Annotated in this window: 14 protein-coding genes and 1 pseudogene; 7 read left to right on the top strand and 8 right to left on the bottom strand. The window is 72.1% G+C overall.

Annotated elements, in window-relative coordinates; translation table 11 throughout:
* The first annotated feature begins 16 nt into the window (after positions 1-16).
* A complete protein-coding gene (locus AXK61_RS09640) occupies positions 17-2,242 on the top strand; it encodes an AAA family ATPase (protein ID WP_068745053.1) in 2,226 nt (741 codons plus the stop codon).
* Positions 2,243-2,276: 34 nt separating this feature from the next.
* Here the strand turns inward: AXK61_RS09640 and AXK61_RS09635 are convergent, their stop codons facing one another.
* Positions 2,277-2,723, bottom strand: a complete 447-nt coding sequence (locus AXK61_RS09635) for a hypothetical protein (RefSeq protein WP_082789291.1) — start codon at positions 2,721-2,723, stop codon at positions 2,277-2,279.
* Positions 2,724-2,805: 82 nt separating this feature from the next.
* Here AXK61_RS09635 and AXK61_RS09630 point away from each other — a divergent pair, with 82 nt between their 5' ends.
* The 6 genes and pseudogenes from AXK61_RS09630 (at position 2,806) to mnhG (ending at position 9,366) form a co-directional block, all read left to right on the top strand.
* The gene (locus AXK61_RS09630; RefSeq protein ID WP_068745051.1) at positions 2,806-5,709 is read left to right on the top strand and encodes a Na+/H+ antiporter subunit A; all 2,904 of its coding nucleotides are present in this window, start codon (positions 2,806-2,808) and stop codon (positions 5,707-5,709) included.
* The gene (locus AXK61_RS09625; protein ID WP_068745049.1) at positions 5,706-6,290 is read left to right on the top strand and encodes a Na(+)/H(+) antiporter subunit C; all 585 of its coding nucleotides are present in this window, start codon (positions 5,706-5,708) and stop codon (positions 6,288-6,290) included. Before AXK61_RS09630 ends, AXK61_RS09625 begins: the two co-directional genes overlap by 4 nt.
* Positions 6,290-8,008, top strand: a complete 1,719-nt coding sequence (locus AXK61_RS09620) for a Na+/H+ antiporter subunit D (RefSeq protein WP_082789303.1) — start codon at positions 6,290-6,292, stop codon at positions 8,006-8,008. The genes AXK61_RS09625 and AXK61_RS09620 overlap by 1 nt, the downstream gene beginning before the upstream one ends.
* Positions 8,001-8,717 carry a Na+/H+ antiporter subunit E gene (locus tag AXK61_RS09615; RefSeq protein WP_068745047.1) on the top strand — a complete coding sequence of 239 codons (717 nt, stop codon included), beginning with the start codon at positions 8,001-8,003 and terminating at the stop codon, positions 8,715-8,717. Before AXK61_RS09620 ends, AXK61_RS09615 begins: the two co-directional genes overlap by 8 nt.
* Positions 8,714-8,968, top strand: a pseudogene (locus tag AXK61_RS09610) (monovalent cation/H+ antiporter complex subunit F); the annotation flags it as partial. The gene AXK61_RS09615 and the pseudogene AXK61_RS09610, both read left to right, overlap by 4 nt.
* 65 nt (positions 8,969-9,033) lie before the next feature.
* Positions 9,034-9,366 (top strand): monovalent cation/H(+) antiporter subunit G, encoded by a 333-nt coding sequence (mnhG, locus tag AXK61_RS09605; RefSeq protein WP_068745043.1) that lies wholly within the window; start codon positions 9,034-9,036, stop codon positions 9,364-9,366.
* Positions 9,367-9,390: 24 nt separating this feature from the next.
* On the opposite strand, the gene AXK61_RS09600 is transcribed toward mnhG, so the two are convergent.
* From AXK61_RS09600 to AXK61_RS09570, 7 genes are read right to left on the bottom strand one after another with little or no spacing between them, the layout of a single operon-like run.
* A complete protein-coding gene (locus AXK61_RS09600; RefSeq protein ID WP_068745041.1) occupies positions 9,391-10,401 on the bottom strand; it encodes a pyridoxal-phosphate dependent enzyme in 1,011 nt (336 codons plus the stop codon).
* Complete coding sequence (locus tag AXK61_RS09595; protein ID WP_068745039.1) at positions 10,398-11,336, bottom strand: GHMP family kinase ATP-binding protein; 939 nt, start codon at positions 11,334-11,336, stop codon at positions 10,398-10,400. The genes AXK61_RS09600 and AXK61_RS09595 overlap by 4 nt, the downstream gene beginning before the upstream one ends.
* A complete protein-coding gene (locus tag AXK61_RS09590; RefSeq protein ID WP_068745037.1) occupies positions 11,333-12,538 on the bottom strand; it encodes an MFS transporter in 1,206 nt (401 codons plus the stop codon). The genes AXK61_RS09595 and AXK61_RS09590 overlap by 4 nt, the downstream gene beginning before the upstream one ends.
* On the bottom strand, positions 12,535-13,341 hold the full coding sequence (locus tag AXK61_RS09585) for a Rossmann-like domain-containing protein (protein WP_068745035.1): 807 nt from the start codon (positions 13,339-13,341) through the stop codon (positions 12,535-12,537). The genes AXK61_RS09590 and AXK61_RS09585 overlap by 4 nt, the downstream gene beginning before the upstream one ends.
* Positions 13,338-14,339, bottom strand: coding sequence for an ABC transporter substrate-binding protein (locus AXK61_RS09580; protein WP_068745033.1), 1,002 nt, complete (start codon positions 14,337-14,339; stop codon positions 13,338-13,340). The genes AXK61_RS09585 and AXK61_RS09580 overlap by 4 nt, the downstream gene beginning before the upstream one ends.
* Before the next feature lie 28 nt (positions 14,340-14,367).
* Entirely contained in the window at positions 14,368-15,117 is a 750-nt protein-coding gene (locus AXK61_RS09575) for an ABC transporter ATP-binding protein (protein ID WP_068745031.1), read from the bottom strand.
* A complete protein-coding gene (locus tag AXK61_RS09570; RefSeq protein ID WP_068745029.1) occupies positions 15,114-16,181 on the bottom strand; it encodes a FecCD family ABC transporter permease in 1,068 nt (355 codons plus the stop codon). The genes AXK61_RS09575 and AXK61_RS09570 overlap by 4 nt, the downstream gene beginning before the upstream one ends.
* Positions 16,182-16,190: the final 9 nt, after the last annotated feature.

The following is a 16,190-nucleotide window of genomic DNA, read 5'->3' as shown; positions in this document are numbered from 1 at the left end:
CACTAAGCTGGCGAAGGTGCCGAACCTGTCGCTCACCGTCCGTCTGCAGACCTCGGCCCTCGAGGCGCGGCGGGGCATCGTCCGGATCCACCCCGAGGCCCTTGCAGCGCTCGGCCTGCGCGAATGGGACGGGATCGAACTGCTCGGCGCGCGCCGCACCGCGGCGGTCGTGGCGGCGGCACCGTCGGGCAGCGCACCCGGGGCCGCGCTCCTGGACGAACTGACGATCGCCAACTGCGGTCTCCGCGAGGACGCGACGGTCGTGATCTCGCCGGCCGTCGTGTACGGCGCGAAGCGCGTGCTCCTGCGCGGCAGCGCCCTCACCCGCAACGCCCTCGACGGTGCCGCCCTCCGGCAGGCCCTCCTCGGCAAGGTGATGATGCCCGGTGACAGCGTGTCGCTGCTCCCGCGCGACCTCGGGCCCGGGACGTCGAACGCGGAGGCCACCCAGCAGCTGTCGCGGCTGGTCGGGATCACGTGGACGAACGAACTACTGACCGTCGTATCCGTCGATCCCGAGCCCGGGCCGGTGTCGGTGCAGCCGAACTCCGCGGTGCTCTGGGCCGACGAGCAGGCACCTGCGGCACCGTCGGAGATCGTGACTCTCGCGGAGGCCGTGCCCGAGGCCGAGGCGCCCCCGGTGCGGGCCGTCGCGGACCTCGTCGGCGCGGACACCGCGGTCAAGCGCCTCACCGAGTGGCTGTCGCTGGCGCTGGACGAGCCGGAACTGCTCCAGAAGCTGGGCGCGCCCGCGCGGCTCGGGGTGCTCGTCACCGGGCCCACGGGCGGCGGCAAGGCCACCGTCGCGCGGGCCGTCGTGGCGCCGCGCCCGCTCGTCGAGCTCGACGGTGCCCTCACCGGCGCGCTGGAGCCGCAGGCGCGCCTCGAGCGGGTGCGGGACGCCGTCGCGCGGGTCCGGGCAGCGGCCGACGGCGGCGCCGACGACGCGGGTCCGCCGGGTTCCGGGGCGGCACTGTTGGTGCGCGACGTCGAGGGCCTGCTCCCCGCCACCCGCGAACCGGTGTCGACGATGATCCTCGTCGAACTCCGCCGCGCCGTTGCCACGCCGCGCGTGGCCCTGATCGCGACCACCTCGGCGCCCGGCGACCTCGACTCGCGGCTGCGGGAGCCGGATCTCGCGGACCGGACGGTCGCCGTCGACCTGCCGGACGTCGGGCAGCGGAAGAAGCTGCTCGACCTGCTGCTGCGGGAGGCGCCGACCGTCGACCTCGATCTGCACGAGGTCGCACTGCGCGCCCCCGGGTTCGTGGCCGCGGACCTGGCGGCGCTGTGTCGGGAGGGGGCGCTGCGGGCGGCGGCGCGGGTGCTCAACGACGGTGCGGATCACTCCGTCTCCATCACTCAACCCGACCTGCTCGGCGCGCTGTCGGTGATCCGGCCCGTGTCCCGCTCCGCCACCGAGGAGGTCTCGGTCGGGTCGATCACGCTCGATGACGTCGGTGACATGGTCGAGACGAAGCAGGCCCTCACCGAGACCGTGCTGTGGCCGCTGCGCCACCCCGACACCTTCGCGCGACTGGGCGTGGAACCGCCTCGCGGCGTGCTGCTCTACGGCCCGCCCGGCTGCGGCAAGACCTTCGTGGTCCGGGCGCTCGCCGCGTCGGGCCAGCTGTCGGTGCACGCGGTCAAGGGCGCGGAGCTGATGAACAAGTGGGTCGGCGAGTCCGAGAAGGCGGTCCGCGACCTGTTCGCGCGGGCGCGGGGCAGCGCACCGTCACTGATCTTCCTGGACGAGGTCGACGCGCTCGCTCCGCGCCGCGGGCAGTCGAGCGACTCCGGCGTCGGCGATAAGGTCGTCGCCGCGCTGCTCACCGAGCTCGACGGTGCCGAGCCCCTCCGCGACGTCGTGGTGCTGGGCGCGACGAACCGACCGGACCTGGTCGACCCGGCGCTGCTGCGGCCCGGCCGGTTGGAGCGGTTGATCTTCGTGCCGCCGCCGGACGCCGAGGCCCGGGCGGAGATCCTGCGGACCGGCTCGCGGTCGATCCCGCTGGCCGACGACGTGGACCTGCCGGCGCTGGCCGAGCGGCTCGACGGCTACTCGGCCGCGGACTGCACCGCTCTGCTGCGCGAGGCCGCGCTCACCGCGATGCGCCGGGATCTGGACACGGCCACCGTCACCGCGGCCGACGTCGAGGCGGCACGACAGGCCGTCCGCCCTTCCTTGGACCCGGCCCAGGTCGCGGACCTGCAGGCGTACGCGGACCGTCGGACCTCGTAGCCACGCGGGAGGCCCCGACCGCCCCCGACCGGGTCTACGCCTTGCTGACGGCGTAGAAGACGGCGTTGGGAATCGCTCCCGCCGAGGCCGCGTTGACAGTCACGATGTAGCCCTTCCCAGAGAACTGCGCGGACCGACTGTCGGGCGACCCGGCGCCGTCGCCGAGGGCGGTGTAGCCGGCGGCGACGAGCTTCTTCTTCGCCTCGTCGTACCCGTCGGGCTTGGCCTGGACCGTCACGTTGAAGACGGTCACGCCGCCCTGGGAGCGTTCGCCGGCGTCGATGAGGTTCCCGTCGACCAAGGGAACATCACCCTTGGGGAAGGTGGCCGGAAGGGTCACCGTGGCGGAGGGTCCGTCCGGGATATCACCGTTGCACGCGGCGGTGCCCAGGAGCAGCCCGGCGACCGCCAGGAGGGACGCGACGGCCGGCCCGACGCGCCGACGCGCGGGCCCGAACGAAGTGGTCAGACGATCCGTCATCTGGTCCATGCAGCTCCCGACATCCCTCACCGGTAGAATCAGCAAAGAACGACACCCCGCTCACCAAAGGACGGAGTGCCCATTGCTCATCATTCTCATCTGTTTGTCATTGGCGACCTTAGCCGCACCGGTCGCGGTCGGACGGTTCGGCGCGCGCGCCTTCCTCGGGCTCGCCGTGGTCCCGGCCGCGGCTCTCGTGTGGGTCATCACCGTGTGGCCCGTCTCCGGCGAACCCGCGCGGACCGAGTCCCTGCAGTGGGTCCCCGCCCTGCACATGGACCTCGACCTGCGGCTCACCGAGCTCGGCGCGATCATGTCGGTCCTGGTCCTCGGGATCGGTGCGGTCATCCTCGTCTACTGCGCGGGCTACTTCACCGGCGTCTCGAGCACTCGCAAGTTGCCCACCTTCGCGGCCGAACTGGTCGCCTTCATGGCCGTCATGTTCGGCCTGGTCGTCAGCGACAACATGCTCGCGATGTACGTCTTCTGGGAGCTCACCTCGGTGCTCAGCTTCTTGCTCGTCGGCTACTACGCCGAGCGCGCCACCAGCCGCCGCGCGGCCACCCAGGCGCTGCTCGTCACGACGCTCGGCGGCCTCGCGATGCTGGTCGGCATCATCGAGCTGGGCGAGCACTACGGCACTTACCTGTTCTCCGAGGTCATCGCGCGCGCGGTCGGCGACCCGTCGACGATCTCCATCGGCGTCGAGGTGGGCGTCGTGCTCATCCTGATCGGCGCGATCAGCAAGTCCGCGATCGTGCCCTTCCACTTCTGGCTCCCCGGCGCCATGGCAGCACCCACCCCCGTCTCGGGGTACCTGCACGCCGCCGCGATGGTCAAGGCGGGCATCTACCTGGTCGCGCTGCTGGCTCCGGCCTTCGCCCACCTGAACGCCTGGCGGGTGATCGTGCTCGGCCTGGGCATTCTCACGATGATCCTGGCGGGCTGGCGCGCGCTGCGCGAGTTCGACCTCAAACTCATCCTGGCCTTCGGCACCGTCAGCCAGCTCGGCATGCTCATGGTGCTGGTCGGCGGGGGCGAGCGGAACCTCATGCTGGCGGGCATGACGATGCTCACCGCGCACGCCCTGTTCAAGGCGACGCTCTTCATGGTCGTGGGCATCATCGACCACGCGACCGGCACGCGCGACATCCGGCGGCTCGCCCGCCTCGGCGACCGGCAGAAGGTACTCGCGGTGATCGCGGCGCTGGCCGCCGCGTCGATGGCCGGCATCCCGCCGCTGTACGGCTTCGTCGGTAAAGAGGCCGCGCTCGAGACGATGCTGCACAGCTCCCTCCCGAAGCCGCTCCCGATCGTGCTGCTCGTCGGGATGTGCGTCGGCTCGGCGCTGACGATGGCCTACAGCATCCGCTTCCTGTGGGGCGCGTTCGGCAGCAAAGGGCACGCCGCACCCACCCGCGCCGTCGCCGAGATGCATGCCATCAGCCCGCTGTTCCTCGCCGGGCCGGCGGTGCTCGCCGCGCTGTCGCTCATCGACGGGCTCGCCTCCAGCCTGCTGGACCACGTGCTGTCCGGCTATCCCGACGATGCCTTCGCGCCCGCGTCGGAGCCCTACCACCTGGCGCTCTGGCACGGCTTCACGCTGCCTCTTCTGCTGACGGCGCTCATCATCGGGGCGGGCATCGTCATCGCCCAGCCGCACAGCCCGTTCGCCCGGCTCCGCCGCCGCAACAGTGTGCTGCTCGGCAACGCGGACCGGCTCTACGACGCAGCACTGCGCACCGCGGACTGGTTGTCGCTGCGCATGACGCAGAGCACGCAGCGCGGTTCACTGCCCCTCACCCAGGGCACGATCCTGCTGACGCTGGTGCTGCTCCCCGTCATCGTCCTCGCCGTCGGCAGCCGCGCACGGCCCGACCTCCACCTGCACGCCTCGCCGCTCTTCCTCGCGATCTCACTGCTCATGTGCGTCGCGTCGCTCACCGCGGTCCTGCTGCGCAACCGGTTGGCGACGGTGCTCGTGGTCAGCGTGACCGGCTACGGCACGGGCGTGGTGTTCGCGATCTACGGCGCGCCCGACCTGGCGCTGACCCAGTTCCTCGTCGAGACGCTCACGCTGGTCGTCTTCGTCCTCGTGCTCCGCAAGCTGCCCGCGGAGGCCCCGATCACCGGCAGCCGGCCCTCCCGCGTCGCGCGGGCGCTGCTCGGCGTCGCCGTCGCGGCGATGGTCATCGTCGTCGCCGTGGCGGCGCGCGCGGCCCGCACGGCCGCCCCCGTCGCGCACCGTCTTCCCGAGCAGGCCTACAAGTTCGGCTACGGCCACAACACCGTCAACGTGATCCTCGTGGACATCCGCGCCTGGGACACCTTCGGCGAGATCTCGGTGCTGCTCGTCGCGGCGACGGGCGTCGCCTCGCTGGTGTTCCGCAACCGTCGCTTCGGGTCGGCTCCCCGGGTCAGCGCCGAGCGCGCCGCGGCGGCGATCGCCTCCCCCGGGAACACCTGGTTGATCGGCAGTGCCCTGCGCGATCCGCGGCACCGGTCGCTGGTCCTGGAGGTCACCGCCCGGCTCGTCTTCCCGACGATCATGGTCGTGTCGGTGTACTTCTTCTTCGCCGGGCACAACGCCCCCGGCGGCGGCTTCGCGGGCGGACTGACCGCCGGCCTCGCACTGGTGCTGCGCTACCTCGCCGGCGGCCGGTACGAGATCGGCGAGGCCCTGCCGCTGGACGCGGGCCGCATCCTGGGAACCGGCCTGCTGCTGGCCGCGGCCGGCACCGTCGTCTCGCTGCTGGTGGGCGCACCGGCGATGTCGTCGGTGGCGTTCGAGTTCACGGCACCCGTGTTCGGCCACGTCAAGGTGGTCACGGCGCTGATCTTCGACGCCGGCGTGTACCTGATCGTCGTGGGACTCGTGCTCGACGTGCTGCGCAGCCTCGGTGCCCGGCTCGACCTGGAGGGATCCCCCGCGGACATGACCTCGCCCATCCCGGTCCAGTCGCCGGCCGGAGGTGAGCGCCGATGATGATCGACGTCGGGCTGTTCGCCGCGATCGCCGTCATGATCGCCACCGGGGTGTATCTGCTGCTCGACCGCAGTCTCACCCGGATGCTCATGGGCATCATCCTGTTCGGCAACGCGGTCAACCTGCTGCTGCTCGCGCTGGCCTCGCCGCCCGGGAACCCGCCCATCGTCGGGTACTTCTCCGAGGGCCGCGCGTCCGACGCGGACCCGCTCGCCCAGGCACTGATACTCACGGCGATCGTCATCACCATGGGTCTGTCGGCGTTCATCCTGGCGCTGGCCTACCGCTCCTTCACCATCAACACCGACGACGAGGTCGACGACGATCCCGAGGACGCGAAGGTCCTCGAGCGCGACGGCGACATCGCCTCCGAGGAGCCGGACTACGACGCCTCGGACGATCCGATCACGGGCGCACCGTCGGCCCTGGGCGACGCCTTCGGGCCCGACGGTGAGCCGTTGACCGGCGAGGACCTGCAGCGAGCCCGGCTCGACGCCGTCGACACCGGCGCGCTGCCCCTGCCCCGGGTGCCACGGGAACGAGAACTACCGCCGGGCGACAGGAAGGGGGATGCACGATGATGACCGATTCGACCATGCACACCCTGATCCCGCTGCCGACGGTGCTGCCGATCATGGCCGCCGCGATCACCATGGTGATGGGTCGCTACCCGCGGCTGCAGCGGGCGATCTCGTTGCTGTCGCTGAGCGCGATCGTCGTGGTCGCGGCGGCGATGCTCTACTACACGGACCGCCACGGCACCGTCGCGCTGCACATCGGCGGCTGGGGCGACCGGGACGGTGGGGGCGGCCCACTCGGCATCACCCTGGTCGCCGACCAGCTGGCCGCGCTCATGGTGCTGGTCTCGGCGGTCGTGCTGCTGGGCGTGCTCGTGTACTCGGTCGGCCAGGGTATCCGCGACGGTGACGAGCACCAGCCCGTGTCGATCTTCTACCCGACCTACCTGATCCTCGCCGCGGGCGTGTGCAACGCCTTCCTCGCGGGCGACCTGTTCAACCTGTTCGTCTCCTTCGAGATGCTGCTCGCCGCCAGCTTCGTGCTGCTCACCGTCGGCGGCAGCGCCGACCGGGTGCGCGCCGGAGTCTCGTACGTGATGGTGTCGATGGTCTCGTCGCTGGTCTTCCTGCTGGGCATCGCCTACGCCTACTTCGCGACGGGCACGCTGAACCTGGCCGACATGGCGATCAAGCTGCAGGACCTGCCGTCGGGCACGCGGACCACGCTGTTCGCGGTGCTCCTCGTCGCGTTCGGGATCAAGGCGGCGGTGTTCCCGCTGTCCACGTGGCTGCCGGACTCCTATCCGACGGCGCCGGCACCCGTCACGGCCGTCTTCGCGGGCCTGCTCACGAAGGTCGGCGTGTACGCGATCATCCGCGCGCACACGCTGCTCTTCCCCGGCGGCTCGCTGGACGACGTGCTGATGATCGCCGGCCTGCTCACGATGATCGTCGGCATCCTCGGTGCCATCGCGCAGACCGACATCAAGCGCCTGCTGTCGTTCACGCTGGTCAGCCACATCGGCTACATGATCTTCGGGATCGCGCTCTCGACGCCGCTCGGCCTGAGCGCCACGATCTACTACGTGGTGCACCACATCCTCGTGCAGACCACGCTGTTCCTGGTGGTGGGTCTGATCGAGCGCCAGGCCGGGGCCGCGACGCTGCGCCGCCTGGGCGGACTCGCCGCCGCCAGCCCCGTCCTGGCGATCCTGTTCTTCATCCCCGCCCTGAATCTCGGCGGCATCCCGCCGTTCTCGGGCTTCATCGGCAAGGTCGGGCTGATCGAGGCGGGTGTGATGAAGGGATCGGTGCTGGCGTGGGTGCTCGTCGCGGGCAGCGTCATCACCTCGCTGCTGACGCTGTACGCGGTGGCACGCGTGTGGACCAAGGCCTTCTGGCGGGCCCGCGCCGACGCCCCCGAGGGACAGCTCGCGGGCGCTCGCCCGGAGGCACTGCTCGACGACGCCGACGTGATCGAGTTCGCCGATCGGGAGGACCCGGGCCGGATGCCGCTCAGCATGGTCGCGCCGACGGCCGGCCTGCTCGCGGTCGGCCTGTTCATCGCCCTGTGGGCCGGCCCGATGTTCGGCATCACCGACCGCGCCGCGGACCAGCTCATCGGCAGGGCCGACTACATCGAGGCCGTGCTCGGGCCGGAGGCCCTCGAGAAACTCAAGACGCCCGACGGTGACGCCGGGTGGCACGCCTACGAACCGCTCACCGTCGGGCAGCCCGACGGCGCGCCGACCCCCGGACCGCAGGGAGGCGCGCATGGCTAAACGACTCGTGACCCGGATCCTGCCCGACCTGCGGGACCGCCGCACCGTCGCGGTGAAGGTCGGTCAGCTGCTCTGGCTGGACGCGGTGTGGGTGATGCTGTGGGGGCGGGTGACCTGGGGGAACATCGCGGGCGGCCTGATCATCGGGCTCGCGATCCTGCTCCTGCTGCCGCTGCCACCGGTACCGGTCGAAGGGCGGGTCCACGTGGGCTCGCTGCTGAAGCTGGCGGTGGTCTACGTGGTGGAGATGTTCAAGTCCTCGGTGCAGGTGGCCTGGCTGGCGATCCGCCCGGGCGCGATGCCGATGAGTGCGGTGCTGCGAGCGAAGGTGTCGGTCAAGTCCGACCTGGTGCTGACGCTGCTGGTCGACATGATGAACCTGATCCCCGGCACGATGGTGCTCGACATCGACGCGAAGCGCCGGCTGCTGTACGTGCACGTCGTGGATGTGAGCAGCGAGAAGGCGGTGCGGCAGTTCTACCTGAGCACCGCACGGCTCGAGCGCCTGTTCATCAGCGCCTTCGAGCGCGACAGCGAGTGGCACGCCAGCCCGCTGCACGGCATCGACGACGAGTACCACCACGTCGACGACGCGGCGCGGCGCGGCGCGACCCGGCCCGACCGGATCGGTGCCGCCCGGCGGATGGCCGCCCCGGAGATCGCCCACCGGCGCGCCGAACAGGCCCCACCGACCGAGGAGCAGCCATGACCGTCGTGTACACCGTGACCGGCGTGATCCTGGTGGTGGCGGCCTTCCTCACCGCCTACCGCCTCCTGGTGGGCCCGAACACCCTCGACCGGGTGGTCGCCGTCGACGCGCTCGTCGCCATCGCGATGGGCGGCCTGGCGGTGTGGGCGGCGTTCAGCCGCAACTCGTCGGTGATCCCCGGCGTGGTCGCACTGTCGCTGATCGGTTTCGTCGGGTCGACCTCGGTCGCCCGGTTCCGCGTTCCCGACGATGCCGGGCTCGCCCCGAAACCCGACGAGACGCCCGACATCGCGCTCCGCCCGGGCGGTGAGCCCCGATGATCGTCGACGTGGTCTCCGCCGTCCTGTTCCTGACCGGTGCGCTGTTCGCGCTCACCGCCGCGATCGGGATCATCCGGTTCCCGGACACCCTGACCCGCATGCACGCCGCGACGAAGCCGCAGACCATGGGGCTGCTGCTCCTGCTGCTCGGCGCGATCGTCCAGATGGCCGATTCGGTCGACGTGTGGATGCTGGTGCTGGCCGGTCTGTTCGCGATGCTGACCGCGCCCGTGGTGGCGCACCGCGTGGGCCGCGTCGCCTATCAGGAGCAGCGTCTGCGGGACAGCACCATCGCCAAGGACGACATGGAGACGGGCGCCCGGGACTGAGAGGGCCCGTTCACTACGTCCGGTTCAGGTCGGTCCGGGCCGTCCCGACCACGACATCCGCGACCAGGGAAGAGCGATGTCCGACGGGTCGTCGACGAGGCGCGGCCGCACCGGTTCCGGTTCCGCGGGAAGAGATTCGGTCAACGCACGCAGGTAGCGGTGACCGGTGTCCGGGAGCACCTGCACGGTGGCGTCGACGGGGTCGCCGTGGTCCTGCTCGTACCCGGCGACGACGTGCCCCGCCCCGGAGGAGAGACCCGCGAACAGCGCGTGGTCGGCGAGCAGTCGGTGCGTGCCGCCCCGCGCGACGTCGAAGGACACCCAGTGGATGACGTCGTAGAGGCGGTGCCTGACGTTCTCGAACCGGATCGACGAACCGATGCCCGCGATGAGCATCGCGGGGTCCTCCACGTGGTCGGCGCCGAAGGTCGTGCTGCCGAAGGGCTGCACCCCGACGAGCCGCACCCGCAGACCCGCCTCCTCGAAGCCGAGCCGCAACGCCCCGCTCGAGACCCCCGATCCCACCGGCGCGACCAGGCGCAGCGACCGCACGCCGGCGGCGGACAGCTCCGCGGCGACGTTGCGCGCGATGTCGCGGTAGCCCAGGTAGTGCACCGCATCGTGGTACTGCCGCATCCAATGCAGCGACGGGTCCTCCGCGAGCAACTCGGTGATGCGGCGGACGCGGCGGTCCTGATCCAGCTTGAGCGACTCCGACGGCGGCATCTGCTCCAGATCGACGCCGAGAGCCAGCAGCTGGACTCGCAGCCCCTCGTCGATGGTGGTGGATCCGACGATGCGGCACCGGACGCCGGCCTCGTGACAGGCGAGCGCCAACCCGTACGCGTAGATGCCCGACGAGGAGTCGATGACGGTGCCGCCGGGACGAACCCGGCGCGCGTCCAGGGCCGCCCGCAGCGCGGCGCGCGCGGAGGCGACCTTCATCGACTCGAACCGCAGGAAGTACCGCGCGTCATCGGCCCGGATGAGGGCGGGCCGGCTCAGCGCCTCGGCGATGTGCCCGTACGCCGTCATGCGGCCCCTCCGATCGGCAGCGGCTCGGCATCCACCCGGAAGCCGTCCGCGCGCACCCGATCCGCCGCGCGGCGAACCCGTTCCGGGAACGTGTGCGCGAAGAGCAGGCCGGCGACGTTGCCCGAGTGGGCGACCTGGACGCCCAGTGCGCCGGCCCGCTCACCGGCCGCGATGAGCCGGTCGAGTTCGGGCTTGTAGTGCCGGCCCTGATTGAGCCGCGCGCTCCGCGTGGCGACGGCGGCGACACCCGCGGCATCACCGTCGGCGACCGCGCGCCGCAGCAGGGCGCGCAGTTCCTCGTACTCGTCCACGGCCCCCGTGCCCGCCGGGGCCAGCGAGAGGGTGTCGACGGGGCCGCCCAGCACGCAGCGCACGAGCAGCATCCGCGGGAGCTCCGGTCCCAGTTCCTCGATGACGTGGCCGTGCCTGTGCGCGAACAGGATCGGCCGGTCAGACCACAGCGGATCGGACGCCCCCTCGGCGCCGACCGCGAGGCGCGCGACGGTGTCCGTATCGAGATCGGCGCCGCCGGAGTCCGCGACCGCCCGGACGGCCGCGAGGACGTCGGCGGTCGAGGAGCCGAGTCCGAGTCCGACTGCGGTCGTCCGGGTAATGCGCAGTTCACCACCGGAGAACCGGGGTGCGCCGTGCGCGCGCAGGTGGGCGAGCGTCGCCTCGGCGGCGCGCCGCGCCTTCTCCAGATCCCGGGCGTCACCGTCGGACCGGATCCGCACGCGGCCACCGGTATCGGGGGTGAAGACCGCGACGGATCCGACGGTGCCGTTCGGCACCGTCACCAGGCCCGGGCACTCGTCGAGCACGGGACAGCGGAAGCGTCCCTGGAGCAGTTCGCCGTGGTGGCCGGCGCTCCTGCCCGTGCCCCGGCCGCTGGAGGCCGGGCGCCGGCCGCTGGAGGCCGGGCGCCGGCCGGTCATGCGACCGGCTCCGCGGCGCGCAACCGGCCCGAGGCCCGGAGGGCGAAGGCCGCGGCGAGGGCTGTCGCGCCACCGAGCACGAGCCCCACGCCGGTCCACCCGCCGGCCGCGAGCGCAGCCCCGCCGAGGGTGGCGCCGGCGAAGACACCGACGCTCTGGGCCGCGCCGTTGAGCGAGAGGACGGTGCCGCGCACCGGCCCGGCGCCGCGCACCAGCGTCGTCGTCACCGCAGCGGCGATGACCGCGTGCGCGGCCGAGACGACCGCCACCATCGGCCACGCCACCGCGATGTACGGGATCGTGTAGAGCGCGACCATCGCGATCGAGGCGACCACGATCGCGATGCCCGCCGTACGGAACAGCCGTTCGCTGTCGCGGTCCTGCATCGCCCGGCCGCCGAAGAAGTTCCCGAGGAGGAAGGCCAGGCCCGACGTGGCCCAGACCAGCGAGAACCAGCCCGTCCCAATGCCGAAGCGCTCGCCGAAGGCCGCGGCGATGTAGGCGAGCGAGCCCATGAAGGCCAGCGTGCGCAGCAGGGAGATCGCCAGGACGTCCATCGCGCCGGGGATCGACCGGACGGTGCGGAAGGCGTCCAAGTAGCTCAGCCGGGTGTCCCCGCCGCTCGGGTCGTTGCGACGCGCGACCAGGACCGCGACGAGCAGCAGCACGACCGCGGCCGCCGCCATGTCGGCGCGCCATCCCCACAGCGCCGCCGGCACCGCCAGCACGGGCGCCGCGAGGACGGCGGTGAGGGTCATGGTCGACGAGACCAGGGTCGCGGCCCGCGCGGACGCCGCGGGGGCGTCGAACCGGTCGGCGGCCATCGCCGACAGCGCGGGGTTGAGGACCGCCGTACCCGCGCCGATCAGCAGGCAGAAGGCGATCCAGGCCCCGGTGCTCCCCTGCAACGACAGGCCGCAGCCCACGGCGAGGACGACCAGGGCCAGCGCGGCCACCGTCGACCGCGAGAGCCGGTCGAGCAGCGGCGCGGCGGCGATCCCGACCAGCAGCGCCGCCACACCGCCGAGGCCGCGGAGGCTGCCGATCAGGTCGACGCCCGCGTGCGCGTCGGCGGCGATGGCGACGAGGAAGTTCGCCATCACGGTGAACGGAACCAGGCCGAGTGCGGCGGCGGCGAGCAAGGGCCACACCGCGCGGATGAGGGCCCGGTCGGGCAGCGGGCGCTCCTGCGGCGCGCTCACGCGTGCCCCCGGTACAGGTACATCGGCGAGGCGTCGGCGGAGAACTGGGAGAACGGGAAGTGCTCGGCGGAGAGGGCCGTGAGGCCGGCGCCGAGGAAGGCGCGGGCCACTGCAGCTCCGCTCTGTGCGTACACCGCCAACGGCACGCCCCGCTCCCGGCACGTCGTCAGGATCTCGTCGAAACTGCCGTTGCCGAGCGTCATCCCGGTCGCGAGCACGACATCCGCCTGCGCGATGACGTCACGATGGTCGTCGGCGACGGGGTCGCCCCAGTGGGTGCGCTCGAGGTTCCGGTCGGCGAGCAGCGGCTCCCCGCCGCGTTCCCGGATCGCGGCCACCAGGGGATTGACCACGCCGATCAGGCCGACCCGCGCGCCCGGAGCGACCGTGAGCAGCTCCGCCACGGCCGCGTCCCGGGCCACCGCGCGGACGTCGGGGGTGCCGGTGGGCAGGGTTCGCAGTTCGGCGCGCGGATCGTCGCGGTGCGGTGCCGCGGCGCCGAGTGCCGCGTCGGCGGCGGCGATCCGCAGCGGTTGGGCGGCGTGATCGAGCAGTGCCGCGAGCGGCTCGCCGGACAGGTCGGCGACGCCGGGGTCCAGCTCACCCTCCTCGAAGGCGCACGCGCCGAAGGAGTCCCCGACGCGCACGAGGACGTAGCGGTTGCGGTAGCGCTGCTCGCTTCCCGCGAGCCGGGTGCCGTGCGCGACGAAGAAGACGCTGCGGGCCACCTCGTCCTCCGCGACCTCGCGGGCGAGATCCAGGACGTCGGCAACGGATTCGGGTGCGGAGCCGGGCGCGCTCATCGGGCCGTCCCGCTCTGCTCCAGGTACTCCGCCAGCGACTGCGCGGCGTCGAGGTTCCGCGGCCCCGCCACCAGCTCCGCGTAGTCCACGACGCGGATGCGATTCTCCCGCACCGCGGGCGAGTCCTTGATCGGCGACGACTGTCGCAGGTAGTCGATCTTCTGCTGTGCGGGCTGCTTGTCGTAGTCGACGATGACGATCACCTCGGGTTGCGCCTGCACGACGGACTCCCAGCCGACGGTGGTCCACCGCCCGTCCAGGTCATGGGTCACGGAGCGGCCGCCGGCCAGGGAGACGACCCGGTCGGCCGCGGCGCGGCGCCCGGCGGTGTAGGGCTCGGCGGTTCCCGAGTCGTAGACGAAGACCGAGGGCCCCACCGTCTTCCGGTCGGCGCGCTCCTGCAGGGTGCGCTCCCGCGTCCGGAGACCGTCGACCAGCTTCGTCGCGCGGTCCTGGACGCGGAAGATCGCGCCGAGATTGGTGAGATCGGCGTAGGTGTCCTCCATCGGGTTGGCCGCCCGCGCAGCCGGCTTGTCGCCGTAGTTGTAGCAGGTCTCCTCCTGCATGTAGCTGTCGATCCGCAACTTCCCCAACGATTCCGGAGTCACTCCGCGGGCAGGGCTGAAGCCCGCCTGCCACCCGGCGAAGACCCAGTCGGCCTTGGCGGCCACGAGGGGTTCCTGTGCGAGCACCCCGTCGCTGAGGATCGGGACCTTGGCGTACTCGTCGCGGTAGGGGGACTTCGCGATGACGCCGTGCACCGTCTTCGGGAGCACGATGCCCTTCATGCGGTCGGTGAGCCCCAGGGCGAACATCTTCTCGATCGCCGAGACGTCGTAGGGCACGGCCGCTGTCGGTGACCGGTACTGCTGGTGCACACCGCAGTTGGTGACGTCGATGACGTCCGCGGCGGTGTCTGCGGGGTGCGCACCGCAGGCGGCGCCGCTCAGCACGGCGCCCGCCGCGACGGCGGCGGCGAGCAGGGAACGGGGGTGCATCTTCTCGATCCTCTCGATCGGTCGGGTTCTACAGTTCGAAGCGGATGCGCGGCGGGCCGCTGCCCGCCGTCGCAACGGTGGGACGGACGCCGTAGACGTCCGCGATGCGGTCCGGCGTCAGGACCGTCGCCGGGGTTCCGGCCGCGACGACCCGGCCGGAGTCCAACAGCACCAGGCGATCACAGCTCTGCGCGGCGAGGTCGATGTCGTGGATGGCGGTGACGGTCGTCTTCGTAGTGGCTCGCAGCAGCCTCAGCAGATCCAGCTGGTGCCGCACGTCGAGGTGGTTGAGGGGCTCGTCGAGCAGGAGCACCGGGGTCTCCTGCGCGAGGGCACGGGCGATGAGGATCCGTTGCCGCTCGCCGCCCGAGAGCCCGAGGACGCTGCGCCGGCGAAGGTGCGCGGCGCCGACCGCATCGAGCGCCGCCGCGCAGGCGCGGCCGGCCCCGTCGCTGCCGGCGTCTCCGTGGGCGAACCGGCCCAGCATCACGGTTTCCTCGACGGTGAATCCCAGGTGGCCGGACTCGCTCTGGGTGACCGCGGCGACCCGTCGGGCACCGTCGCGCCGCCGGAGGCCGCCGAGGTCGTCGCCCCCGACCCGAACCGACCCGGTGGTCGGCGCTATCGCGCGGTAGAGGCACCTCAGCAGCGTCGACTTCCCACTGCCGTTCGGACCGATGAGGCCGACGTGCGACCCCGCCTCGATGTCGAGCGTCACCCCGTCGAGGATGCGGCGACCGGCGAGCTCGACGGAGACCGAGTCCAGTTCCACCCTCATGCCGGGCCGCCCAGCAGGCCGCCACGACGCCGGAGCAGAACGATGAAGACGGGCACCCCGACCAATGCCGTGACGATCCCGAGCGGCAGCTCGCGGGGTGCCACCACCAGCCGACTGAGGAGATCGACCCAGACCAGGAGCAGCGCACCGACGAGGGGTGCGAGCAACAGCACGCGGCGGTGCGCCGGCCCGACGATCATCCGCACGGCGTGCGGGACCACGAGCCCGACGAAGCCGACCGTGCCCGCGACCGCGACGAGGACCGAGGTCATCACGACGATGACGAGGAACAGTGCTCGCCGGGCGCGATGCGGATCCAGCCCGAGCGCGGCGGCCGCCTCGTCACCCTGGGCCAGCACGTCCAGTACGCCCGCGAGGCGCGCGATGACTGCGCCGCAGACCGCCACGGTGATCGCTACGAGCGGTAGCACCGACCACTGTGCGCCGCCCAATCCGCCGAGGAGCCAGAACATCACCGACCGCGCGGCGTCGCCGACCGGGTCGAAGAAGACGATCGCGCCCGCGAGCCCCTGGAAGGCGAAGGCGAGCACCACGCCCGTGAGCACCAGCCGGACCGGACTGAGAGCACCGTCGGAGGTCCGGCTCAGCAGGTACACCAACACGGAGGCGAGGACCGCCGTGACGAAGGCGGACCCGGCGGTTCCGGCCACGCCGAGCCCGGCGACGACACCGGTGGTGACCACGAAGCTCGCCCCCACGGAGGCGCCACTGGAGATGCCGAGGATGAACGGGTCGGCGAGCGGATTGCGGACGAGCGCCTGACAGGCGACGCCGGCGAGCGCGAGCCCGGCGCCGACGACGGCGGCGAGCAGCACGCGGGGGACGCGCAGGTCCCACAGGATCGAATAGATCGAATAGTCCTCGCGGGCCACCGTTCCGCCGCTCAGTGCCGCCCAGAGGAGGCGGCGGGCGTCGTCGAGCGGCACCGTCGCGGCACCCTGGGACACCGCGATCGCCATCGACGCGACCAGCGCCGCGGCGAGGACGCCGGCCAAGAGCACGGGTCGGGCACCGGCACGACGGCCGGGCGGGGTGGTGAGCACGCGGCAAGG

The organism is Tsukamurella pseudospumae (genome assembly GCF_001575205.1).
In the GTDB taxonomy this organism is placed as follows: Bacteria; Actinomycetota; Actinomycetes; order Mycobacteriales; family Mycobacteriaceae; genus Tsukamurella; species Tsukamurella pseudospumae.
The sequence above is the reverse complement of the archived record's forward strand: the minus strand, read 5'-3'. Positions and strand labels throughout refer to the sequence as shown.

Bases quoted from the DNA above. Each gene is read 5' to 3' on its own strand.
- AXK61_RS09635 (WP_082789291.1), bottom strand. From the start codon at position 2,723: ATGACGGATCGTCTGACCACTTCGTTCGGGCCCGCGCGTCGGCGCGTC.
- AXK61_RS09625 (WP_068745049.1), top strand. From the start codon at position 5,706: ATGATGATCGACGTCGGGCTGTTCGCCGCGATCGCCGTCATGATCGCC.
- AXK61_RS09620 (WP_082789303.1), top strand. From the start codon at position 6,290: ATGACCGATTCGACCATGCACACCCTGATCCCGCTGCCGACGGTGCTG.
- AXK61_RS09615 (WP_068745047.1), top strand. From the start codon at position 8,001: ATGGCTAAACGACTCGTGACCCGGATCCTGCCCGACCTGCGGGACCGC.
- mnhG (WP_068745043.1), top strand. From the start codon at position 9,034: ATGATCGTCGACGTGGTCTCCGCCGTCCTGTTCCTGACCGGTGCGCTG.
- AXK61_RS09600 (WP_068745041.1), bottom strand. From the start codon at position 10,401: ATGACGGCGTACGGGCACATCGCCGAGGCGCTGAGCCGGCCCGCCCTC.
- AXK61_RS09595 (WP_068745039.1), bottom strand. From the start codon at position 11,336: ATGACCGGCCGGCGCCCGGCCTCCAGCGGCCGGCGCCCGGCCTCCAGC.
- AXK61_RS09585 (WP_068745035.1), bottom strand. From the start codon at position 13,341: ATGAGCGCGCCCGGCTCCGCACCCGAATCCGTTGCCGACGTCCTGGAT.
- AXK61_RS09580 (WP_068745033.1), bottom strand. From the start codon at position 14,339: ATGCACCCCCGTTCCCTGCTCGCCGCCGCCGTCGCGGCGGGCGCCGTG.
- AXK61_RS09575 (WP_068745031.1), bottom strand. From the start codon at position 15,117: ATGAGGGTGGAACTGGACTCGGTCTCCGTCGAGCTCGCCGGTCGCCGC.